This window comes from Arcicella rosea, assembly GCF_040543805.1.
Taxonomy (GTDB): Bacteria; Bacteroidota; Bacteroidia; order Cytophagales; family Spirosomataceae; genus Arcicella; species Arcicella rosea.
In genome coordinates, this window is the sequence record NZ_JBEUMS010000002.1 from 177,219 (window position 1) to 201,495 (window position 24,277).

A 24,277-nucleotide genomic window follows, 5' to 3' on the forward strand; every position below is an offset into this window, starting at 1 on the left:
ACATTTATGAAAAAAGACTTAGTGAATTTTAGAGGATTGTATGGAGAGAATCAAACAGATTCTTTAGCAGATTATATTCACATTGAAGAGCTTGAGGTACGAAGTAAATTGTATGACTGGGAAATCACCGAACACTTACATACAGATTTATATCAGATTTTTATATTTCCAGAAGGCGAAGGACTTTTGATTTCTGAAAATACCAAAATCGCTTTAAATACACCATCCATTTTGATGATTCCGCCTAATACTTTGCATGGCTTTGTATTTCAGTCGAATATGGTTGGCGATGTACTTACTTTTTCGCAATCATTTGTAGAAAGTATTTTTAAAAATTCACCGCATATTGTTTTAGAAATCAGTCGTTTAAAGCAATTTACATTTGAAGAATCCTTAGAAGTATTTGAGTCGTTGAAGCAATTAAAACAGCAAATAGCCACAGAGTTCATAGCCGAAAATCCTGAAAAACAGCTTTTTATGGCTTCATTATTTCAGCTACTTTTTATGCACTTATACCGTTTGAGCGTAGCCGTAGAACATCAAATTACGAAATCAGATAATAGAACATTACATTATTTTCAATCATTTCAGAAGCAAATTAAGCAATCATTTCACGAATCAAAATCCGTAACAGAATACGCCAAAGAGCTGAATATCACAGCTGTACACCTCAATCGAGTGTGCCAAACCTTAGTCCAAAAATCTGCTTTACAGATTATTCACGAGTACATGATTAACGAAGCCCAAAAATACTTGTTGAACACTTCCTACACCATTGCCGAAATTTCCTATTTCTTAGATTTCAAAGACCCAGCTTATTTTACACGTTTTTTCAAAAAACAAACAGGTTTTTCACCGAGTGAGTTTAGAGGCAGAGTTTTGCCGAATACTTTATCCGAAAAGGTTTAACTGATTAGATAGAGCCAAATACTAATCTCAATTTGGCTTAATGTCGATTTCTGATAAGTAACAGAGGAAATATTATTAAAGGATGGACTTTGTCACATCTTCGAAATTACTTCAACTAACGGTTTTCAATAAGGCTTCCAATTACGTCTGCATTGCGGACGTAATTGGAAACTGTTTATAACGTTCTTATTCTTCTCCTCCGAACAAAGCCTCCCAAATCACATCATAAACATCCGTAGCGATAATTTCACCGTCACCAATTTTCTGGTCAGAAATTAGTATTGGGTAGTATTCTTTACCGATATTGATACCTCCATGAGAGCCTTTTACTAAGGTAGCATCTAAAGGAATTACGTCCATTAAATACCTGAATCCTAATAGTTTACGAGCTAATTTATAGGCTGCCCGTAACTTGATAAATGGATTAGCTGGATTCATAAACATCTCAACTGGGTCATAACCTGGTTTTCTGTGGATGTCCACCAAGCGAGCATAATCGGGAGCTTTGGCATCGTCTAACCAATAATAATAAGTAAACCAGCTATCTGCATCCGCCATAACTACTAAATCACCAGAACGTTCGTGGTTGAGATGATGTTCTTTTTTACCTTCTTCATCCAAGACTAAAGCAATGCCTTTGGTATTTTCTAAAATACTTTTTACTCTTGCTTTTTCGCTTGGGTCGTTGATATAGATGTGGGCAATTTGATGGTCGGCAATGGCAAAAGCTTTTGAAATTCCTGCATCTAATAATTCATAATCACGTTCAACTCGTACAGCAATCAATCCATTTTCACGCAAAATTCTATTGATATGAATGGGATTATTAACCGTATTGATGCCATATTCAGATAAAATAATGATGTTGGTATCTTGTGCTTTATAATGATTCACCAAGTCTTCAACCAATTTATCTACTTCGCCTAATTCTTTATGAATTTTAGAAAAATCGACCCCAAATTTCTGTAAACAGTAATCTAAATGAGGCAAATAAATCAAAGTAAGTGTTGGGTCATGAGCCTTATCCACCCAAACAGAAGCGTCTGCAATCCATTTTGAGGATTTGATATTGGCATTAGGTCCCCAGAAACTAAACAATGGAAACGTGCCTAAATCTGCTTGAAGTTTATCACGTAAATCTGCTGGTTGCGAATAACAGTCTGGAGCTTTTACGCCATCGGCATGATATTGCGGTCTCGGAGTAAGGGTATAATCTGCCGATGAGTACATATTATACCACCAAAACATTTTAGAACAAGTAAAATTTGGGTTTTTACGTTTAGCTGCTTCCCAAATTTTTTCTGCTTTCACAATCTTGTTCGACTGCTTCCAAAATTTATGTTCGTTATCTTCACGGTCGTACCAGCCATTTCCTACAATCCCATGAGTATCAGGGAATTTTCCTGTTACATAACAACTTTGTGAAGTAGTGGTAACGGCAGGAAAAACGGGTTTGATATGGGTAAGCTGATGTTCTGAAAGGTATTTTTTGATGAATGGAGTATATTCTCCGATGACGCTCGTGCTTAAACCAACGACATCTATCACTACTGTTTTTTTCATATAGCTATTAGCTTTAAGCTCTGAGCCGTGAGCTTTGAGCTTTTTGTTTTAAATAATTTTATAGCCGAGAGCTTCGAGTAATGAGCTGTGAGTTTTATTTATTGTGTTTACTGATGGTATGACTTCAAGTCATGCCATCAGTAATTCTTCATCACAAGCAATTAAAAAAAGCTCAAAGCTAATTGCTCAAGGCTCATAGCTAAACACTAAAGCAATCCCTTCACCCAAGTAACTTCACGGGCGATTGACTCATTCAGTGGTACTTGTACTTCTGGCGGTAAAACGCCCCAAGTATAAGTTTCTATTTCTAAATGATTGGTAAATGGCTTTTGTTTATGAATCGCAATCGTATCTACAATGTCAGATTGTGTCGAAGAAAGTTCTCCGTATTGTTCTATAAACAAAGGAACGTGAAAATGTACTCGCCATTCTTCGTGTTTTCCTACTTGATAATCTTCAATGGCAAGGTTTAAATCTTGATATTTTTCAAAAGTTCCATCTGCTTTTCTGGCAATTACTTGGTGCAAATAACTGGCTTCATCATACTGAGCAATAGCTTTTAATTTAGTTGCTGCATCATTTGTAAAATCAACTTTGATAGCAGAACTAATCTGAATTTTGCCAACTGCAATATTAGCTTTTGCTAATTTCTCTACTACAACTTCTGGCTTTTCGTAGCTTACTGCAAAGTGGCAAACATCATAACATAACTGAATATGTGTATGTAAAATCGCCAATGTTTCTTCGGTTGAATTCCCTTTTTTAGCAAAGTATTCAATGGCAATTGGTCTTAAATAATCTTCGTACCAAGTAATAAATTCCGTAGAATTTTCTAAAATTCCATCTGGTTCTGGTTCGATATCCAAATGTAAAACCTTACCCGTTGCTTGTTTGATGGCGATTAATTCGTCCAACACCAAAAGCATATTTTGTGTCGCTAAAGTAGTGGCATGATGAAGAGTTTCTAAAGGATTTTCACTTTCAACTTTCCACCAAAAACGATAAGAAAGCGGCGAAGTAGAAATTCCTCCTTCTTGCATATCGGCTGGTAATAATTTCGCCAAAAGCTTGAACATTCGGATGGAATACTGTACTCTATCATCTGTCGTCCAGTCGGGTGCGTGTACTTGGTCTTTTACAACTACATCATGAAAACCGCCATAAGGAAAACCATTCATCGTAAAAACGTAGCAATCATTTGCTGACAACCAATTTTGAAAGGCTTCAAAATTAGCAGTTTCCGACAAATCTATACTTGCTTGATTCGCCAAACGCAAACCAATTCCCATCGAAGCGTCTTTACTTACTGAATTTTTAATTTCAGGAATGCTACTTTGGAGTACTGAAAAATGATGTTTCCAATCTTCTCCTGGATGAATATTACTACAATATGTTAAAAGTCCGAATGGAGTTTTCATAATTTATGAGCGTTTTTCGAGATAATCTACGGCTTGTTTTACCAATTCAAAATCTATTTCGTGTACTTCAATGCCTTTACCAAGTCCTTCTAATAAAGTAATGGTAAGGCGTCCTCCCAAGTGTTCACGGAATTCGTTTAAGCCTTTCCAAAGATTGATTTTATCATTTTCGGCTAAAGCTGGATGATACAAATCGAAACCAAGATTTTCTAAAACTAATAAAATTCTATCTAAAGCATCTTCCGAAATCATGCCTTTTAAGAAAGAATAAGCACAATCTAAAGCGATACCGATGGCAACGGCTTCGCCGTGACGAATTTCAAAATTGGTAAGATATTCTAATTTATGAGCCGCCCAGTGACCAAAATCTAAAGGACGAGCAGAGCCACTTTCAAAAGGATCTCCACTTGAAATGTGTTGAACGTGTAATTCTGCACAACGGAAAATTTGCTCATTCATCGACTCTTCGTCACGATGTGCCAACAAAACGGATTTGTTTTCAAGCCATTCAAAAAAAGATAAATCCTTGATTAAGGCTACTTTAACAGCTTCCGAAATTCCCGAACGCCAATCTCTATCGCTCAAAGTTTTCAAGAAAGTACTGTCATTAAAAACGGCTACTGGCGGAGCGAAAGTGCCAAGGAAATTCTTTTTTCCGAAGTAATTTACACCATTTTTCACCCCAACTCCTGAATCATTCTGAGAAAGTACTGTCGTAGGAATACGAATGTGTTTTACGCCACGATGAGCAATCGCAGAAGCGTAGCCAGTCATATCTAAAAAAGCTCCACCGCCAATCGCTGCCACAAAAGAGTGGCGGTCGATACCATAAGTATCAATTGCACGAAGAGTTTGAGCTAAATATATTTCGTCATTTTTTACTTGTTCTCCACCCGGTAAGACTAAAATATCGGCTACTAATTCAATTTCTTCTTGATTGGCGAAGTAATTTTTGATAGCTTCTTGTAGATATTGGTGATGTTCGGCAACGCCTTCGTCGATGACAAATAAGATTTTCTTATGAAATTGGTTCGCCCCGTAATGGGTGCCAAAATTGTTTAAAAAAGTAATTAAAGTAGTATTTTCAGGAGCGAAAAGATTTTCGATAAATAAAATATTATACGAAAACTGAACCTGAAAGCTTTGCTGAATCTGAGACATTTATTGTAAGAGTAAAAAATCGAATTTATTAAATTAAGTAACTGCGAAAATCTTCGCCAATTTCATTGAAAAAGGTAATAAAGCTAAAACACACAAAGCCAGTATCCAGTTTCCTGAAACACTTACCCAAGCGGCATCCATTACGATAAGCGAGAGCACTCCAGCCTTTACAGCTTTGCCAATATTCGGACCGATTGGATTTGAAATAGCAGTAATTAATGGTTTGAAAATCAAATAAATATGCAATAACACAAAACCAATAGCGAATAAAAAGTAGCCTAATTGATAAGCGAAAAGTAGCTGAGAAATGCTAACAAAAGCGTATAAAAATCCTGCAAAATATAAAGTTTTTTGACTACCTCCATGTACTTCTCCACGACTTACCATCGTAATAGCAGCAATGTAAATTACCGGAATTACGCCCAACCACCACAAAGAAGCTGGAGCAGTTGCCACGGCTGACATCCCCAAAATAAGGTTTCCACCCCGACAAAGTCCCATATTGATTGGTCCTAAAATATCATGATGTTTCCCGAAACGATTATAGGCTAAGGCTAAAATAGCCACAATAATGGCAATGAGTCCGCTTTGTGTACTGTTGAAAAAAGCGGCTACAATACCCATTAAAAGCCAAAAGCTACCCCATAAGGTAGCATTTGTTTTACTCACTTTTCCGCTTGGAATTGGTCGTTCGGGTCGTTCGATGGCATCTAATTCGGCATCAAAAACATCATTAAATACAATTCCACCACCATATAAACCTTTAGTGGCGATGGAAAGTAAAATGACTGTTTTGATACTGGCGATGTCAGTTGAAAAAGTAAAACCTGCGATAGAAATTCCTGCGAAAATATCCGCTACGGATGTTACAATATTGGCAGGTCTTAGCAGTTGGAAGTATGCTTTTATATTCAAAATCTAACGAATGATTAAGGCATTTTTATCGACTCTCGGCTGTTGTCCACCTCTCAAAATCGTATTGCCATTATATTTTAAAGTTTGGTCAATTTCTTGTGGATTTTCAAAATCTTCCACATTAATTTGTCCGCTTTGTGCAAAAGCATCAATCGCATTTTGATAAGTAACCAAACGAATATCATGATCTGAAATTCCTTTAATTTTCATCAAAGCGGCAGTTTTTGGTATTGCCAAAGGGTCGCTAATGCCCCAATCAGCAGCAGAATTAATCATAATTCTTTCAGAACCGTATTGTTTTACTACTTCTACCATACGCTCATTTCCCATTTTGGTAAATGGATAAATGGTAAATGCTGCATAAAAACCTTGGTCTAAAACACTTTTTACAGTTTCTTCATTATTATGGTCAATGATAACCATTTGTGGGTCGATGCCATGTTCAAGGGCAATTGCCATACTTCTTTCCGTTCCTTTTTTCTTGTCACGGTGCGGAGTGTGTACTTGTACGGGCAAACCAGCTTCTTTGGCTAACTCTAATTGTAAACGATAATACTTTTCTTCGGCAGCAGTTTGGTCGTCAAAACCAATTTCACCAACACCAACTACGCCTTCTTTGTATAAATACAATGGTAAAATTTCCATTACTTCTTCCGCAAGTGCTTCGTTATTGGCTTCACGAGAGTTCAAACCAATAGTACAGTAATGCTTAATACCAAATTGCGAAGAGCGAAAACGCTCCCAACCAATCAAACTACTGTAATAATCTTTGAAAGTTGAAAGCCCAGTACGTGGCTGACCAAGCCAAAATGCAGGTTCAATAATTGCCACAACACCAGCATCAGCCAAAGCTTGATAATCGTCTGTTGTGCGTGAAGTCATGTGAATGTGTGGATCAAAAAATTTCATATCTTTGATATAATCCATAAAATTTACTTGCACATTCGTTGCCGTTGCCAATTCTTCGGCTGTTCCTTCAAAATGAGAAGGATTTTTGGCTATTTCATTATGTTTTTGACACATTTTTTTAGTGGCTAATGGCTCAATTCAAGATTTTACTCACAAAACCATTCTTGAATTAAGTCTAAATTTCAGATAAAATGCTTATTTGTATATCCTTTATTATCGGAAAAAAAGTAAAGAAATCAACTATTTTTCTAATTTTTCCCAAGTAATATTGTCTTCTCCCAGTTCATTGATCATAGAAACATATTTGTTTAACAATGCTTTAGCTGGTTCAAAAGTACTTTCTCTACATACTAAAATGGCAGCAATTTGATTATCAGAATTATCAGTTTGCAACAATTTTTCAATATCTTTCAAGATTTCTTCATTCAAAAAATTAGTTACTAATCGCCAAACTTGTGCAGGGACAGAACGACCAGCCGCCCAACGTTCATGAGCAAAATCGGAAAGCGTATCGGCTAATTTTTGATTTGCTTTTTCTGCTAAACCTTGAATTAAATGAATCGGTTTAGCATTAAAAATACATTTTAACACCAATTGATTCCATTCTGCTTCGGTAAAATAAGTAGCAGGAAAAGTATTTCTAAACGCCAAAGCATCGAAAATTAAACCAATATTCGAGCGAACTGCTTCTGTCGCTCTATAAACCCATTTATCTTGGAAAGCCAAATAAGGTAAAGCAGAATAAAGTGCTACAGCTTCGTTGATTTCGGCAGTATCAAAAAGTGCGTTGATATTTTTGAGATACGTTTCTTCAACATCTTGCGGAATTGACAATAACAAGTAAACTCGTGTCAGTCTATCCAGTGTCCATTCGTGAAGGATATCTTCTTCATCAAAACTTACTTGTACTGTTTTTTTCGATACAAATCTTGGTGCGGCTACAAAGGCAGTTAAAATATTTTTGCTATCGCCTGAAGTTTTACTTGAAATCCAATTTTGTTCTTTTTCTGAAGTGTTTTCTTGGATAATACTCAAAAGTTTGCTGACTATACTCACAATATCTATTGTCTAAATAATAAAAAATAATAATTATCAAAGGTAAGAAGCCTTTCTTAAATTTAACTTAATAAAAGTCATTGTTTAAGCAAGATTTATCTCTTTTTGCCTTTTTATCAAATACCAAACCGTTGAACGGTTAAACAGTTTACCTTTAACGGTTCTAAAACCAAAATTATTGAGTTCTTGGGCGATACTTTCCAAAGTATATTCATCACGATTATATCTGGCAATCATCCCACTTGCCATTTTATTATTGATATTTTTAATGGCTTTTTCTCTTTGCATTTTTCCACCAAGCTCACGAGTTTCTTGCGTAAAATACTGTGGATTGCCCATTTTCTCTCCTCTTTTTTTCTTGGCTTCTAAAGCGACTTTTGTTCTGATACTGATAATTTCTCTTTCTCTTTGGGCGAAAATCGCATAAATTCCAAGCGTAACTGTATCAGTATCAGGCAAATCGCAGCTTTTAAAATTATCACCCAGTAATTTCTTCAATTTGAAAATATGTTCAATATCACGACTTAAACGATCTAATTTTGCTACGATAAATGTATATTTATTTTCATTACACAATTTTATAGCTTCCATCAATTTCGGACGATTTTCAATATCTTTTCCGCTGATGGCTTCAATAAATTCATGCTCAATTTCGGCTTCATCAATTTTTGCATAATGTTCAATGATGGCTCGCTGGGCTTCTAAACCCAAACCAGAACGCTCCTGCCCTTTTGTAGAAACTCTTAAATAACTGACATATTTTTTCATAGCATTTTATTTTTCTGAATCTAGGAATTGTTGCTTAAATATTTGATTATCAGACGAAAATTATCGAAAAATCAAAATTTCAATTTGCTGAGATTTTAATATTCACTTTCTGAATGAATATTGATATGAAATGTTGGATTCTCGTCGGCTTTGGTTTGAATTTTCACGAAGAATATTTTCTCTGAATATGTCACGTTGATAAAAACCAAAATAGCCGGATACTTTTTCAAGTTTAAGCAAAGATAATAAGTTTTGTTTAAAATCTTAGAGGGTCATATTAGATTTTAAACAAAAGTGCTAAAACCCAGATTTTATTTTTTGAGTGTTGATTTTTCACTTTTTTTTAACTAAATGAATTTTATTTTTTCAAAATGGATTATTGTATTTATAATCCTTTACTGAGAATATTATTTCTTGTTCTATGACAATGTTTAGATGTAGTACATTTCCCAAATTTGAAATGTCAAGAGTAATATTCAAATTTTAATCGTCATGAGAAAAGCTATCCAAATTTTAAGTATCATTTTTATTTTTACCAATACTTTAATTGCCCAAAAATCAGAACCAAGATTTCTGTTTAGGTTATATGAAGACAACGATTTTTTTAACATTCGTGGAATCGGAACAGACGAGGCTTATAGTAATGGAACTAGATTCGATTTATTCTATACCAAAAAACATGAATCGAAATTTTTTGTAGATAAATTATTACCGAAAGCAGGCGATAGTACAGTAAATGTTTTTGGCTGGGGATTGACTCAACTAATGGTAACTCCGAGAGACATTACAAAAACAGAGTTTCAGCCAGATGATTATCCTTTTGCAGGTTCATTATACGTTTCGCATACTTTGTATTCTTATAATCCTGTAAAGAAATATGATTTTCAGACAGAGGTGATTGCGGGAGTGAGAGGTCCAGCTGCATTGGCAAAACGAACTCAAATATTTGCACATAAACTAATTAATGATAGAACTCCAAGAGGATGGGATAATCAATTAGCCAATACTGTAATTTTCAATGTCAATTTTACTGCTGAAAAAGAGCTATTTCATTATCACAAATTTGTTGAAGTAATGGTAGGAGGAAGGGCGACTGTTGGCAATATGCTGAATTCATTGACAGTATTTCCGATGGTTAGAATCGGGAAATTTAGTCCGTATTTTCAAGGGTTTTTGAATCAATATGGAAGTAAATCTAAACGATTTAAGAAATTTCAAGCCTATTTTATCTTTAAACCAGAAGCTTCATTTATCGTAACCAATAAGTTAATGAATGGAGAGTTGAAAAACTCACAAACGGCTGTATTTGAGAATGATATAAGAAATTGGTTCGCCGAAGTTTCGTATGGAGCAGTGATTACAAAAGGGAATTTTGGGATTTCATATACCCAAAAAGTAGCAAGTGCTTATAAAAAAGGACTCTATCGCCACAGTGTTGGCAATCTTTCATTGTATTACAATTGGTAAATTAATTAGCTTTGTGATAATTATGAATTATTAACAAAGCAAGATGAAAATAGTAGTTTTAGATGGATTTACTTTGAATCCCGGAGATTTAACTTGGGATGCTTTACACGCTTTAGGCGATGTGGTGATTTATGATAGAACTTCTCTAGAAGAAATTTTGGAGCGTTCTTTGGATGCAGAAATATTACTCACGAATAAAACACCATTAAGGGCAGAGGTTATTTCTCAATTAAAATCTTTAAAATACATTGGAGTCCTTGCTACAGGCTACAACATAGTTGACATTGAAGCCGCTAAAAATCAAGGAATTTTTGTAAGTAACGTGCCAGCTTATAGTACAGATTCAGTGGTGCAATTAACCTTTGCATTGATATTAGAACTTACTTTGCACGTTCAAAAACACAGCGATGCAGTTCGTGATGGGAAATGGGCAAATTCAAAAGATTTTTGTTTTTGGGATTTCCCATTAATAGAATTAGCAGGAAAAACAATTGGAATCATAGGTTTTGGAACTATTGGGCAAAAAGTAGCTGATGTTGCTACGGCATTTGGAATGAAAGTGATTGCTAATAGTCGCCGACCAACGGACCAATCTCATCGTAAAAATTTTCATTGGGAGAGCATAAGTACTTTGTTGAATGAATCAGATTTTGTAAGTATTCATTGTCCGCTTACTGCTGAAACGCAAGGTTTGATGAATCGGGAGAATTTACAAAAAATGAAAAGTTCAGCCTTTTTAATTAATACTTCTCGTGGACCAATTATCGTTGATGAAGATTTGGCAGAGGCTCTTAACAATAATACTATAGCAGGCGCTGGTATCGACGTACTTTCTGTAGAACCACCTCAAAAAAATAATCCATTATTTATAGCACAAAATTGTATTATTACTCCACACATCGCTTGGGCTACGAAAGAAGCAAGAACTAGATTATTAGCGATAGCGCTTGAAAACATCTCGGCTTATCAATCAGGAACTCCTAAAAACGTTGTGAATTCATGAGAATATTGATTGCTCCCAATGCCTTTAAACATAGTTTGAATGCTAAGGAAGCTTCAAAAGCCATTCAAAATGGCTTTGAGCAAAGTCACTTAGATTGTATTTGCGAATGTTTTCCGATTGGAGATGGTGGAGATGGAACAGGAGAATTAATCATCAGTCATTGTGAAGGAATTGTCATTTCGGAAGAAGTGTTTGACCCGCTCATGCGAACCATTCAAGCAAATTATGGTTTGATAGATAACAAGAAAACAGCAGTGATTGAAATGGCGAGTGCTTCAGGCATTCGTTTGTTAAAAAAAGAAGAATTAAATCCTTTAGAAGCTTCAACTTTTGGTACAGGATTGTTGATTAAATCAGCTTTAAATCAAGGAGTTAATAAAATTGTATTAGCTGTAGGAGGCTCTGCTACTGTTGATGGAGGATGCGGAATTTTAGCTGCTTTAGGAGTAATATTTTTGAATCAAAAAGGTGAAAAATTGTCATGTTTACCTAAAGATTTAATCAATTTAACCAGCATTGATATTACTCATCTTGATAAACGAATACTTAATTGTGAAATCGTTATTTTATCAGATGTAAAAAATCCTTTATTGGGCGAAAATGGTTCAGCTAAAGTTTTTGGTCCACAAAAAGGAGCGACGAATACTGATGTTGAATTCCTTGAAAAAGTACTTATTAATTTTGCTGAAGTGATTTATCGACAATTTGAAAAAGGTATTGTCAATTTAGCATTTGGTGGCGCTGCGGGCGGCGTTTCGGCTGGTTTAGCTGGTTTATTGAATGCTAAATTAGTAAATGGAATTGACGCTTTTTTGTCATTAACTGGATTTGACGAAGCATTGAAAAGAAACGATATTGTTATTACTGGAGAAGGAAGCCTTGATAGACAAACACTTCAAGGGAAAGGACCTTTTGGTGTTGCTGAAAGAGCGAAAACTTTGAATATTTCAGTAATTGGTTTGTCAGGGAGAGTACCTTTAGAAGATGCAGAGGCTTTAAAACCACATTTTGATGCTGTTTTTGTGATAGGAAATGAACCAACCGAATTAAAAAATGCCATCGAAAATACTACTGAAAATCTAACTAGAACGGCTGAACAAATTGCAAATTTATTGGCAATTTCTCATAAAAAAATGGGATAATATGTTCATCAATATTATCCCATTTTTAATATTATGCTTGTTTCACTAACTGAATATTAGCGATTAATTTTACTTCTTCACTTACTAATACACCGCCTGCTTCTGTTGGTGCATTCCAAGTTAAGCCAAAATCTTTACGGTTAATTTTTGCTGTTAACTCAAAACCTGCTTTTACATTTCCCCATGGGTCTGTTGCTGTTCCACCGTACTCTACTGATAATTTTACAGATTTTGTAACATCTTTAATTGTTAAATCTCCGACTAATTCAAATTCTTCATCGTCTGTTTTTACAAATTTTGTAGAAGAAAATGAAAGCGTAGGATATTTTTCAACTTCAAAAAAATCAGCACTTTTCAAGTGACCGTCACGTTGCTCGCTGTTAGTATTGATAGAATCTACTTTTGCTTCGAATGATATTTTTGCATTTTCAAAGTCGTCTCCAGCTTCAACAGTTCCGCTGAATTCTTTGAAATTTCCTGTTACAGTTGTGATTACTAAATGTTTAACTTTAAACTGTACTTCTGAATGTGAAGGGTCGATTGCCCAAATGGTAGTTGACATGATTGTTGTTGTTTAATGTTGTGAATATGATAATTAATTTTCTTTGAAAATATATTGATTTGCTAAATTGATTTCCTCGAAAGAAATTGAATGTTGTTTCCCGTTAAATACTTCTGAATGAACATTCGAATTAAAGCTTTTTAAGATACTTATACTTTCTTGAACTCTTGTTAAAGGTACATGCGGGTCAGGATTTCCAGTAGAAATCAAGATGGGTGTTCCTTCAAAATCACCTTTATATCGTTCTGTAATCAAGGTTTCTCCAATTAATCCCCCTGTAAAAGCTACTGCTCCTCCATACTTTTTCGCATTTCTTGCAAGGTATTCTAAGGTAAGACAAGCACCTTGTGAAAAACCTAAGAAGTAGATTGAATCGGCGGGAATACCCGCCTTTTCAATATCTTGTACCAAATCATTTATTACACCCAAGGCAGAATCTAAAGCAGGCTGATTTTGTACTTCGGGTGCCATAAAACTGTATGGATACCAACTTCTTTGTGAAGCTTGTGGAGCAAAAATTGCCATTTCTTTAAGATTCAAATGCTCTTTTAAAGTAACAATATCTTGAGAAGAACCACCACGACCATGAATCATCACAATCGCTTTTTTAGCTTTCTCTACGGAAATACCTGTGGTTAAAACTTGTTTACTATGTAAATACATAATTTTAAATGGATACTTAATCCAGTTTTGGAAGTGTTTTTTCGATACTATCACGATACTTTTCGTATTGTGCTGGCAATTTTAAATTTAAGCCTAGTTCTTCTAAAGATTCATCCACAGTGAAACCAGGATTATCACTCGCAATTTCAAAAAGTACTCCACCCGGTTCACGGAAATACAGTGAATAGAAATAATTTCTATCGATTTTCTCGGTGATTTGTAAACCAGCATTCATTACTTTTTTACGGAATTCCATCAAAACATTGTCGTCACTTACTCTGAATGCTACGTGGTGAACAGAACCTTTTGACACATGTCCAACTCCTTCGCCGGGTACTTCTACTAAGTCAACAATAGCTGCTTGTTCAACCGCATCCGTTACAAAACGATAACGATTTACATGTTGTTCTAGTAAGCGATAACCGAAAATATCTGTTAAAACTTTAGCGGTAGCTTCAATGTTGTTACTTGTAATCGTTACACTGTGAAAACCTAAAGTAGCATGTTTCGCTGTTACTTCACTGGTTTCAAAAGGAGTGCGAGTATCAGCTTTTTTAGGAACAATCAATTCAAATTTTAAACCATCTGGGTCTAAGAAAGTAAGATATTGTTCTCCGAATTTTTCTGCTACTTTATTATAAGTAACGTTATTGTCTTCAAATCTTTTTTGCCAAAACTCAAGACTTCCTTCTGGAACAGCGTAACCAATTTCTGTTGCTTGGCGAGTACCACGGCGTCCTTGTGGAATTCCATCGCCCCAAGGGAAGAAAGTAAGTACAGTTCCTGGATCACCTGTTCCATTTCCATAATAGAAATGATATGTATTTGGGTCATCGAAATTGACAGTTTTTTTAATCATTTTCAATCCCATTACTCTTGTATAAAAATCAAAATTTCTCTTTGCATTTCCTGCAATAGCAGTGATATGGTGCAATCCATTTATTCTATTTTCCATAATTGTTTTCTTTTTTGTTGATACAAAGTTATCAGCTCGAATATTGATTTCTCTTGAACTAGGACAAGAAAACACAAGAATGAAAATATTTATGAGAAAGTGCTAAAAAGAAAAATAGCTTATTATTCACGTGTTTAATCTGTGAATAATAAGCTATGATTTCTGTGATTGGATTAAATTACTTCACCTTCCACTCATGAATTCCAGCGGCATTGTCTTTCGATAATTGTACTTCTAATTTCAATGCTTTTGTACTTACTGGTTCAAATTGAATGTTATTGAATTTATCTTTAGCGATAGCGTCTTGAGAAATCATTTTTACAGGAATCCATTCGCCATCTTTTTGATATAAAATTCTCCACGAAGTTGGTAAATAACAACCTCCCCAAGGACTATCGTCGAACCAATAAACATCAGAAGACGAAACAGTATAAGTTTGGTCGAAATCATACTGAATGAATTCCGTAGAATTTTTCTTCGGCCACCAGTGGAAGAAATTACCACTTCTGTCGATTGAATTTTCGGCATCATATTGGTCGTTCAATGCTTTTAACATCATCGGACTTTTAATTGAAGCTGATACTTTACTTTTACTAGCAATGGTCGGAGCTGGCTTTGGTTTTGATGCTGAAGCTTCAAAAGGAATCCAAACTTCCATTTCAGAAGAACCACGATTCGCCCAAGTATAATATGGAATGGCTGTTACTTTTTGCTGTGTTTTAATTAAATCATTACTGTTAACTTGTCTTTTTGTAGAAGAACCTTCCATTTCTAAAGTCATAATTCCATTCAATAAACTGGCTTGAAAGTTTGGAGTTATTGTAGCATTTTTATCAACTACAAGATTCAAAACAGAAGAATCTGCATTATCGATTCCTTCCAAACAATAAACAAGTGGTCCTCTTTGTAAAGCAAATCTTTTTAAATCCGCTTTTACGCTGTCTTTTGCTTCAATTTTTTTCACGTCCATTGGCAAATCTAAACTCAGTTTATCGCCTTTTGTCCAAGTACGATTTATTACAGCATAACCCTTTTCGATAGAATACTTTGCAGGTTTTCCGTTTAACAAAAGTGTAAAATCACTTGCTTTACTTTTATCTTGATATAAATCGCCCTTAATTGGTTGGTTGATTGCCCAACCCGGAATACGAATATGAATACTGAAATTTGCTTTTTTTGCAGGATTAATCGTAAACTCATCTTTACCAGACCAAGGATAATTCGTTTCTTGGTGAATGACTACTTTAGTATTAGTTAATTGAATATCGGCATCGCCACCCACAAATAAATTGATATATAAATCATTTTGATTTTGTGCATAAGCATAACCCGGAACGGAAGGTAAAAAGCGAGTCATGTTAGAAATACAGCAAGCACAGTCGTACCAAGTTCTGCGTTGATGTTGCCCCATTGAAGCAAGGGGATTTGGATAAAAGAATTTGTCACCTGTCAGAGAAATGCCTGAAAGTAAACCATTATAAAGTGTGCGTTCTAAAACGTCAATATATTTGGCATCTCCGTGAAGCAAAAACATCCTATTGTTCCAATACACGTTGGCAATAGCCGCACAAGTTTCAGCGTATGCACTCATGTTGGGTAAATCATAATCTGCGCCGAAAGCTTCGCCATTTCCAGTTGCTCCGATTCCACCTGTGATATAAATCTTTTTATCAATAACATCATTCCAAATATCATCTATGGCGCTTAAATATTGCTTATCGCCAGTCAGAGCTGCCACATCAGCCATACCTGTGTACATATAAGTAGCACGCACTGCATGACCAACCGCTGTGTGCTGATCAACTACTTTTTTGTGCGATTGACTATACTCTTGGTTTAAATGTCCTTCTTTCCCTCTTAAATCCAAAAAGAATTTTGCGAGCGACAAGTACTCTTTTTTACCTGTTACTCTGTACAATCTTGTTAAACCAGTTTCTACAATTTGATGACCTGGAAAACGTTCTTCTTTTCCCCAACCAAAAGTCTTTACTAATAAATCAGCATTTTTAATGGCAATATTCAAGAGATTCTTTTTCCCTGTGGCTTGATAATGCGCTACGGCAGCTTCATACAAATGACCAGCATTGTATAATTCATGGCTTAAATCTTCTTCTTTTTCCCAACGTTTTGAACCAATCCATTCATGCGGTTTCGCAATGTTCATGGTTCTAAAAGTATATAAATAGCCGTCAGGTTCTTGAGCTGCTCCGATATTACTGATGAGCGTATCTAAATATTTTTCAAGCGAAGCATCTTTTTTAGTCTGTAAACTATAAGATGCACCTTCAATTACTTTGTATAAATCTGTATCGTCAAAAGTATAAGTAGTACTTTTTTCAACGGGCATTTTGCCTGCCGCTTTCGCAAAGTTGTCTATCCTTCCCGTGATTTTACATTGATTTAATGTATATGGAATGGTTACTTCTGCATTAATTTTCATTTTTGGTAACCAAAAATTGTCTTTAAAATGTACTTGCGTGAAAGTAACAGGTTGAATCGGATAATCGTTTTTTTGCGCATTTATACTATTTGCCCAACATAAGGAAATAGCGACGATTGCTATGTTTTTTTTGAAAGATAGTACTGACATATTTTTGAGTGTTTTATGGCAAAAATGAAAAGTATTACTTTTTCTTTCCGAGAAAAAGATAATATGCAGGAATACCTAATAATACAATTATCAAGCCTGGTAAAGTATATGAAGGTTTGTAAATTAATAATGAAATACAAATAATAGAGGCAGAAACGATGTAAATAAGAGGCAAAATAGGATAACCAAAAGCTTTGTAAGGACGAGGTAAATCTGGTCGAGTAATGCGTAATCTGAAAATACCGATGATGGTTAGGATATAGAAAATAAGTACGGCAAAAATTACATAGTCTAATAATTCTCCATAGCGACCACTCAAACAAAGTATTGAAGCCCAAAAACACTGAATCCAAAGGGCTTTTTCGGGAACACCATTTTTATTGAGTTGCGCTACTTGCTTGAAAAAAAGTCCATCTTTTGCCATGCTATAATACACTCTAGCACCCGATAAAATCAAGCCATTATCACAACCAAAAGTAGAAATCATCAAAAATACGGCAATAACGATCGTGCCAATTTCTCCAAAAATATGTTGTGAAGCAACCATTCCAACACGGTCATTTTCGGCAGTGGCAATTTCTTGTAAAGATAAAACACTTAAATACATTACGTTACAAAGAAAGTATGTTGCCGTAACGATAAGTGTTCCTAAAAATAAACTTAAACCAATATTGCGTTCTGGTCTTTTGATTTCTCCAGCGATAAAAGTAACATTATTCCAAGAATCACTACTGAATAAACTTCCAACCATACTGGCGGCAATCGCTCCCATAAATGCCATATTGGAGTATGGGAAGGATGAAATTCCGTCAAATTGAAAAAATGAAAAACCTGTTTTCCAGTTTGCTTCCCAAATTTCTTTTTTGGCTGCTAAGGTAAATCCAAAAATTATCAGTCCGAATAATGCGATAATTTTAATAAGCGTCAGTACTGTTTGAATGGTTTTTCCTTCTTTCACACCACGAGTATTGATATACGTCAGGAAAGAAACCATTAAAATAGAAGTAAGTTGAGCAGCAGAAATTTTAAACAATCCGACATTCAATAAGATGTTTTTTTCGCTGAGAAAAGGGAAAATATAGGCTGAAAATTTACTAAAAGCCACACCAACAGCTGCAATTGAACCCGTTTGAATGACGGCAAAGAAACTCCAACCATATAAAAAGCCTACAAGTGGGTTGAAGGCTTCTTTTAAATAAATATATTGTCCGCCAGCTTTGGGAAACATGGCGCTCAATTCGCCATAACTTACGGCAGCAGTTAGGGTTAATAATCCAGTAATCAACCAAATAACGAGTAACCAACCCGCTGAACCGACGTTACGAGTAATATCGGCACTTACAATAAAAATACCTGAGCCAATCATCGAACCCGCAACAATCATGGTGGCATCTAATAAACCGAGTGAACGTTTAAACGTACTTGAACTTTGTTCAGAAGATAATGCTACAGGGTTTTCAGGATTCATATTGTTATGGTTTGTTGATGAATTGATTGCTTACAAAACTTGAAAACCAAAAGCATAAGGGTCGTCTTCGTCGTCTATATTAATAGTATTATAGCCGTAAATTCTAGCCCACCCTTCAATACTTGGTCTGATGGCTGGCTTGCCACCCACTGTAGTTTCCTCTTCAATACGACCAATGAATTTTGAACCGATAATACTTTCGTGTACAAAATTATTGCCCATTTTCAGCTTGCCTTTGGCATACCATTGCGCCATTCTTGCGGAAGTACCAGTGCCACAAGGCGAACGGTCTATGGCTTTATCGCCATAAAATACTGCATTTCTAGCGGTTGAGCTTGGGTCAAGTACATCGCCAGTCCACAAAATATGAGAACAACCGTTAATGGTTTCGTTGTCTGGATGAACAAAAGTATATTGTTCGTTGATGCGTTTACGCATTACTCTACTCCAACTAATTAATTGGTCGGCAGTGTAGTGTTGTAAACCTTTGAAGTTTTCTTGAACATCAACAATTGCATAAAAATTACCTCCGTAAGAAACATCAACTGTTAATGTTCCTAAATCTGGACATTCAACAGTAATATTTTCAGCAGCTAAAAAAGAAGCAACGTTAGTCAGTTTTACACTTTTTACTTTTTTGCCTTCTTGTTTATATTCAATCATCACCAAACCTGCTGGCGCTTCCATTCTGATAATGCCAGGCGTTTTGGGGATAATTAATCCTTCTTCAACAGCAATTGTGATAGTACCGATGGTGCCATGTCCGCACATGGGTAAACAGCCACTTGTTTCAATAAAGAGTACTGCAACATCATTTTCAGGAGAATGAGGTGGGAACAAAATGCTCCCACTCATCATATCATGTCCACGTGGTTCAAACATTAGCCCTTGTCTGATCCAATCATATTCTTTTAAAAAGTGCTGTCTTTTTTCACTCATGTTTTCTCCAATGAGTGTTGGTCCGCCGCCTGCTACTAATCTGACAGGGTTTCCACAAGTATGCGCATCAATGCAAAAGAATGTTTTTTTCAAAATAATTGTATGGTTAAGTAATCGAAATACTAAAGATTGTGTGCCATAAGCATTAAAGTTTGTTGATGAAGGTTACGTCTTTAAATAACTTATGGAGAATTAATCGGGAAAACATTCTAGAACCCAGTGAAGGGCTCTAGCGATGTTACAATAAATTATATATATGATTTGGTTTAAGAATTCTAATTTAAAAATACTCAACGCAATATAATCTAGTCAATCACAATTGATTTATAATCTGGTAAAGTTGGTCTTGTTGCAATTCCAGTATTGATAATATTCAAAATTGCTTCTCTTTCTTCACCAATTAAAGTAAGTCTTGGCGGTCTTACAGCCTCGCTTCCTAAACCAACTTGTGCTTCTGCCAATTTGATGTATTGCACCAATTTTGGATGAATATCCAATTCCAACAAAGGGATAAACCAACGATAAATACTTCTCGCTTCAGCCAATCTACCAGCTTTTACCAATGTATAAATCGCAACCGTTTCTTCTGGGAAAGCACATACTAAACCTGCAACCCAACCATCTGCACCCATTACCAATTGTTCCATCGCAATGGTATCAACTCCACAAAGAATACTGTAACGGTCTCCAAATAAGTTTCTCATACGAGTAACGTTGGTCAAATCACGAGTAGATTCTTTTACGGCTTGAATATTCTCGCAAACAACTAATTCAGAGAACATTGCTAAAGTTACTTCAATTTTATAATCTACAGGATTGTTGTAAATCATAATTGGCAATTTCGTTGAATTCGCCACTGCTTTGAAGTACTCTACCGTTTCACGGTGGTCGGTTTTATAACGCATAGGAGGCAACATCATTAAGCCTTCTGCGCCCCATTCTTCTGCTAAACGAGCTAACTCAATAGCATCTTTAGTAGCTCCTTCTGCAATATTCAAAATTACGGGTACTTTACCAGCCACTTTTTCTACAGTGAATTTTACCAAAGCACCTTTTTCTTCCAGACTCAATACGCTGGATTCCCCTAAAGTTCCACCCAAAATAATTCCGTGAACACCCGATTCTAACTGAAATTGTAAGTTCTTATCAAAAAGCTCGAAATCAAGCTCATCTTTCTCATTAAATTTTGTAGTAACCGCAGGGAATACTCCTTTCCAATTAATAGCCATAATTATCTTTATTTTTAATCAAAATTAGCTTAAAAACAGTGTGCATAAATTACCATTTTTAATCAATTATAGATTGATATTAACCTATTAAAAAGAGAATGGTTGTAATTGAGGTTAATAGTTATTGTGTCAATAGTATAAAATTAAAATATTCTGAATAAATATTTGTTACATAGCGTAACAAGTGTTTTCTTTGTATCAAGAAACACCCTAAAAAGCATGATGTAAGATGAAAAAACAGATACTTATCCATCTTAGGATGATGAGAGCCTCTACAAAAACGATGCTGACAAATTTAAAAGATATTGCTGACGAAGAAACGATTAATGAATTGCTTGATACTTTGAACAAGCTAGATGCTGAAATTAAAGATTTAGAGGAACAACTAAAAAATGAAGGAGAATAAATGCCTTCCAAACAGATTATGAAATTAGAGACAATTATTACAGATTTTTTATCTGCTAAAGATGAAATTTCAATTGACCAAAGCTCAAAAGAATTGAAAGAATATTTTAATACGGCAAATCAATCTGAACAAGAGGTTATAAAAGGTGTTATAAAAGCTAAAGCTAAAATGATGTCTATGGAAGCCAATGAACTGATTGAACAAAGTAAAAATTACATTTCTACCCCTGAATTTATAATAGACCTTAATGAATGGATTACTATTAAGGAATATGCCAAACGTTTTCAAGTAGCCAGTACCAATGTGGTGTCAAATTGGATAAAAAGAGGGATTATTCCTTCTGAAAATGTTAGGACATTACCAATGTTAAATGGCATCAAAGTTATCAAAGCTGTTAAGTATTTGTAGAGATAAGAATTTAATAAAAACTGTACTCAGTTCTAATGTATTGAAGAAATGGGTACAGTTTTTTTATGCTAGTTTTTTAGAAAGATATAAATTTTTGTTCAAAATTCCACCAACAAACTTGTAGCAAAAATCCCTTGCAGTTGCCTTTCCTTAATTCTTTGGAATTTGGCAACCGCAAGGGATTTTCGCTACGGTTTTAATAGTATAAAAATCTTATTATTTTCTCTCAAAATTACTTCTCAACTTTGATAATTCTACAACCAAATACTCTTCCAGCAGTTCTGCCTGCATTGGCTAATATTTTTACTTCGATAGTACTTTTTCCTTGAAGAATTTCCGCTGGAATTGGATAAACTATATCAAAGAATTTCCCCGTTGTTCCGCCTTTTAATTCTTGAGTAGCAATTTTTGTTCCGTCGATTATAATGTCAAAAAGTCTTCCTTTGTCGTCGCCTAAATATGTTAATAACAAGCTGTTTTCGATACTTGGATTTACTTTCATTTGGAAAGAGAAAAATCCACCTGCCCTTACTTCTCTTCCAGTTCTGCCTAAAGCGATGTCTGTGTAAGATTGTTCGCTGGCTTTTAGTTGATGGTCACGTTCAGGTTGCATTTCTCCGATTCTGAAATTATCAATCGTCATTTCTTCAATTTTTTGCTGACGTTTTTTCTCTGCTTCATACTCCGCTTGGCGGTTTTGCCAATCTGTATTGGTGAAAAAATCCCAATAAACACTGTAATGTTGCTGATAAGTTTGGTAGAACGGAATCAATGTAGCGTCAAAAGGTTTTCCAGTTTGTTCCATTTTAAAAGTCAAAGGCTGATTAGGCACAGGTTTCAACCAATTATTAATATTTTTATCGTCAGTCAACAATACTGGAGTTTCGTCAGTCAACAATACTGGAGTTCCATAAATTGGGTCTGGTAAATCTTTCCCTAATTGTCCCGCCAAAACCAATGGACCATATAAAAAAGCAATGCGATTGGCATTATCAGGCATACTTTCTGTATAAAGGGACATCGGAAAAGTAATTGCTATTTTATCATTATTTTTCCAAGTTCTGTTGATTACTAAATAGCCTGTTTCGTCTTTTTCAATTTTTTGAAGTTTACCATTTACTGAAATTTGTACTCCTTTACTTGCCCACCAAGGTGAGCGCAAACGCAAAGCAAAAGCTTTAGCCTTTTTAGTTTGGATAGTCAACGAAGTACTTTCACTGTTTGGATACGAAGTATTTTGCATAATGGTGATGCCTTTTTCTTGCCAATTAAGTACCGAAGGGATGAATAAATTCACGAACAAACTTCCATCTGCCCCTTCATAATAAATGCTTTCTGTGTATTTAGCGTGGTTTTCCATACCACTTCCAACACAGCAAGTAAAAGTATTGAAAGGCTCACTAAATTCTTTTTTAGTCCCCATTCTTAAAGGTACAAAATAGCACATCATTCCACTTTCTGGATTCTGAGATGCCAAGATGTGATTGTACAAAGCTCTTTCGTAATAATCACCAAGCTGACTGTTGGGTTGCCAAGTAAACAAATGTCTTGTCAGTTTTAGCATATTATAAGTATTGCAAGTTTCGCAAGTATTGTCGCTGAGATGGTCGTTCAATTTGTGTGGCTCGGTACAATATTCATAATTACTGTTTCCGCCAATCACATAACTGTGGTTATGCACCATAATATCCCAAAAGAAAGAAGCGATGGTTTTATCAGATTCATTGCCTGTTAATTCAAATTGACGAGCACTCCCAATAGCTTTTGGAACGTTGGTATTTGAATGTTTTCCAGCCATCGGGTCAATTTTTTTCGAAAGCGGAACCATTACAAAATCATCGTAGAATTTGTATGACAAATCTAAATATTTCTTATTTCCAGTGATTGCATAAATATTTGCCAATACATCATTCATGCCTCCGTACTCGCATTTTAACATTTTTTGTAATAATTCTGGCGAAAGTGGATTTACTGTATTGGCTGTCCAATCTGCCATTCCAACAACGATTTTCAATGCTTCTTGATTATCGCAATATAAGTAAGCATCAACCAAACCCGCCATTACTTTATGAACAGTGTACCAAGGACTCCAGCCTCCATTCAAATCAAAACCACCAGATTTTATTTCTCCACGAGCCACTTTTGCAAACAAAGTATCTTCTTTAGGAATTGCCCCAACATAGCCAGTTTTTCTAGCTTTTTGGCATTTTCCAAGTTCAGCAACGATATAATCTGTACGATTTTTGAATTCAATATTTCCTGTAGAAACGTACATCATCGCACAAGCCGAAAGGTAATGCCCTAAAGTATGTCCCGAAAGTCCTTCACTTTCCCAACCTCCATAAACATCTCCTTTGGAGGGTAAATTTGCATTTTTATAAAAGCGATGAAGTAAACGATTAGGTTCTACCGACAATAAATAAGCAGCATCTTTATCCATCGCATTTTTAAAAGGACTACCCTCTAAAAGCTTCACATCTTTTAAATTAAAAGCAAAAGCCTTCAAATCAATCACAGGTTTTACCTGAAAACGATTATCAGCTTTTTCAGGAATGTATGATTGTGCAAATAAAGTAGCGTTGCAAAGCAAAAGAATTAGCAGCGTAAAAGCGCAAGACCTTTTCATAAAATTGGGATTTTTAAAATGATTATCGTCGATACAAAGGTGAAAATATTTCTTGAGCAAGTCTTGGCGGGAATTAGTAAGAAGTAGCTAAATATTAGCCACAATTTTAGGAGATATACT

At 35.2% G+C, this 24,277-nt stretch carries 22 protein-coding genes; 6 read left to right on the forward strand and 16 right to left on the reverse strand.

Translation table 11 applies throughout. The features are described 5' to 3' along the window. The first annotated feature begins 6 nt into the window (after positions 1–6). A complete protein-coding gene (locus ABID42_RS04015; protein WP_367282544.1) occupies positions 7–909 on the forward strand; it encodes a helix-turn-helix domain-containing protein in 903 nt (300 codons plus the stop codon). A gap of 186 nt (positions 910–1,095) precedes the next feature. On the opposite strand, the gene ABID42_RS04020 is transcribed toward ABID42_RS04015, so the two are convergent. The 8 genes from ABID42_RS04020 to ABID42_RS04055 all read right to left on the reverse strand — a co-directional run bounded on the left by ABID42_RS04020 (position 1,096) and on the right by ABID42_RS04055 (position 8,929). Continuing rightward, positions 1,096–2,472 carry an alkaline phosphatase family protein gene (locus tag ABID42_RS04020; RefSeq protein WP_367282545.1) on the reverse strand — a complete coding sequence of 459 codons (1,377 nt, stop codon included), beginning with the start codon at positions 2,470–2,472 and terminating at the stop codon, positions 1,096–1,098. A 206-nt stretch (positions 2,473–2,678) separates the two neighbouring features. Next, positions 2,679–3,890, reverse strand: coding sequence for a metabolite traffic protein EboE (eboE, locus tag ABID42_RS04025; protein WP_367282546.1), 1,212 nt, complete (start codon positions 3,888–3,890; stop codon positions 2,679–2,681). 3 nt (positions 3,891–3,893) lie between these two features. Beyond that, positions 3,894–5,051 (reverse strand): 3-dehydroquinate synthase, encoded by a 1,158-nt coding sequence (locus ABID42_RS04030; protein ID WP_367282547.1) that lies wholly within the window; start codon positions 5,049–5,051, stop codon positions 3,894–3,896. Between the two features lie 33 nt (positions 5,052–5,084). Beyond that, positions 5,085–5,966, reverse strand: a complete 882-nt coding sequence (eboC, locus tag ABID42_RS04035; protein WP_367282548.1) for a UbiA-like protein EboC — start codon at positions 5,964–5,966, stop codon at positions 5,085–5,087. 3 nt (positions 5,967–5,969) lie between these two features. Then, complete coding sequence (locus ABID42_RS04040) at positions 5,970–6,989, reverse strand: TatD family hydrolase (protein WP_323258035.1); 1,020 nt, start codon at positions 6,987–6,989, stop codon at positions 5,970–5,972. Between the two features lie 126 nt (positions 6,990–7,115). Beyond that, positions 7,116–7,931: an EboA domain-containing protein gene (locus ABID42_RS04045; protein WP_367282549.1), complete on the reverse strand. Its 816-nt coding sequence runs from the start codon at positions 7,929–7,931 to the stop codon at positions 7,116–7,118. 84 nt (positions 7,932–8,015) lie between these two features. Further along, positions 8,016–8,699 (reverse strand): recombinase family protein, encoded by a 684-nt coding sequence (locus ABID42_RS04050; RefSeq protein WP_367282550.1) that lies wholly within the window; start codon positions 8,697–8,699, stop codon positions 8,016–8,018. Between the two features lie 95 nt (positions 8,700–8,794). Next, positions 8,795–8,929 carry a hypothetical protein gene (locus ABID42_RS04055; RefSeq protein ID WP_367282551.1) on the reverse strand — a complete coding sequence of 45 codons (135 nt, stop codon included), beginning with the start codon at positions 8,927–8,929 and terminating at the stop codon, positions 8,795–8,797. A 262-nt stretch (positions 8,930–9,191) separates the two neighbouring features. Between ABID42_RS04055 and ABID42_RS04060 the strand changes: the two genes are divergently transcribed. From ABID42_RS04060 to ABID42_RS04070, 3 genes are read left to right on the forward strand one after another with little or no spacing between them, the layout of a single operon-like run. Further along, positions 9,192–10,166, forward strand: a complete 975-nt coding sequence (locus ABID42_RS04060; RefSeq protein ID WP_367282552.1) for a lipid A deacylase LpxR family protein — start codon at positions 9,192–9,194, stop codon at positions 10,164–10,166. 43 nt (positions 10,167–10,209) lie between these two features. After that, positions 10,210–11,169, forward strand: coding sequence for a D-2-hydroxyacid dehydrogenase (locus ABID42_RS04065; RefSeq protein WP_367282553.1), 960 nt, complete (start codon positions 10,210–10,212; stop codon positions 11,167–11,169). Beyond that, positions 11,166–12,311 carry a glycerate kinase family protein gene (locus tag ABID42_RS04070; RefSeq protein ID WP_367282554.1) on the forward strand — a complete coding sequence of 382 codons (1,146 nt, stop codon included), beginning with the start codon at positions 11,166–11,168 and terminating at the stop codon, positions 12,309–12,311. The genes ABID42_RS04065 and ABID42_RS04070 overlap by 4 nt, the downstream gene beginning before the upstream one ends. A gap of 31 nt (positions 12,312–12,342) precedes the next feature. Here the strand turns inward: ABID42_RS04070 and ABID42_RS04075 are convergent, their stop codons facing one another. The 7 genes from ABID42_RS04075 to ABID42_RS04105 form a co-directional block, all read right to left on the reverse strand. Beyond that, positions 12,343–12,873 (reverse strand): YceI family protein, encoded by a 531-nt coding sequence (locus ABID42_RS04075; RefSeq protein ID WP_367282555.1) that lies wholly within the window; start codon positions 12,871–12,873, stop codon positions 12,343–12,345. 33 nt (positions 12,874–12,906) lie between these two features. Then, entirely contained in the window at positions 12,907–13,536 is a 630-nt protein-coding gene (locus tag ABID42_RS04080; RefSeq protein ID WP_367282556.1) for an alpha/beta hydrolase, read from the reverse strand. A gap of 16 nt (positions 13,537–13,552) precedes the next feature. Then, positions 13,553–14,491, reverse strand: coding sequence for a ring-cleaving dioxygenase (locus tag ABID42_RS04085; RefSeq protein ID WP_367282557.1), 939 nt, complete (start codon positions 14,489–14,491; stop codon positions 13,553–13,555). A gap of 178 nt (positions 14,492–14,669) precedes the next feature. Further along, a complete protein-coding gene (locus ABID42_RS04090; protein WP_367282558.1) occupies positions 14,670–17,081 on the reverse strand; it encodes a glycoside hydrolase family 127 protein in 2,412 nt (803 codons plus the stop codon). A gap of 34 nt (positions 17,082–17,115) precedes the next feature. Continuing rightward, positions 17,116–18,549, reverse strand: a complete 1,434-nt coding sequence (locus tag ABID42_RS04095) for an APC family permease (protein ID WP_367282559.1) — start codon at positions 18,547–18,549, stop codon at positions 17,116–17,118. Positions 18,550–18,579: 30 nt separating this feature from the next. Then, positions 18,580–19,581: a 4-hydroxyproline epimerase gene (locus tag ABID42_RS04100; protein WP_367282560.1), complete on the reverse strand. Its 1,002-nt coding sequence runs from the start codon at positions 19,579–19,581 to the stop codon at positions 18,580–18,582. 212 nt (positions 19,582–19,793) lie between these two features. Further along, positions 19,794–20,711 carry a dihydrodipicolinate synthase family protein gene (locus tag ABID42_RS04105; protein ID WP_367282681.1) on the reverse strand — a complete coding sequence of 306 codons (918 nt, stop codon included), beginning with the start codon at positions 20,709–20,711 and terminating at the stop codon, positions 19,794–19,796. A gap of 235 nt (positions 20,712–20,946) precedes the next feature. Between ABID42_RS04105 and ABID42_RS04110 the strand changes: the two genes are divergently transcribed. Beyond that, a complete protein-coding gene (locus tag ABID42_RS04110) occupies positions 20,947–21,123 on the forward strand; it encodes a hypothetical protein (RefSeq protein WP_367282561.1) in 177 nt (58 codons plus the stop codon). Positions 21,124–21,141: 18 nt separating this feature from the next. After that, the gene (locus ABID42_RS04115) at positions 21,142–21,531 is read left to right on the forward strand and encodes a hypothetical protein (RefSeq protein WP_367282562.1); all 390 of its coding nucleotides are present in this window, start codon (positions 21,142–21,144) and stop codon (positions 21,529–21,531) included. A 232-nt stretch (positions 21,532–21,763) separates the two neighbouring features. Here ABID42_RS04115 and ABID42_RS04120 read toward each other — a convergent pair whose 3' ends face one another. Then, positions 21,764–24,157 carry a beta-L-arabinofuranosidase domain-containing protein gene (locus ABID42_RS04120; protein ID WP_367282563.1) on the reverse strand — a complete coding sequence of 798 codons (2,394 nt, stop codon included), beginning with the start codon at positions 24,155–24,157 and terminating at the stop codon, positions 21,764–21,766. Positions 24,158–24,277: the final 120 nt, after the last annotated feature.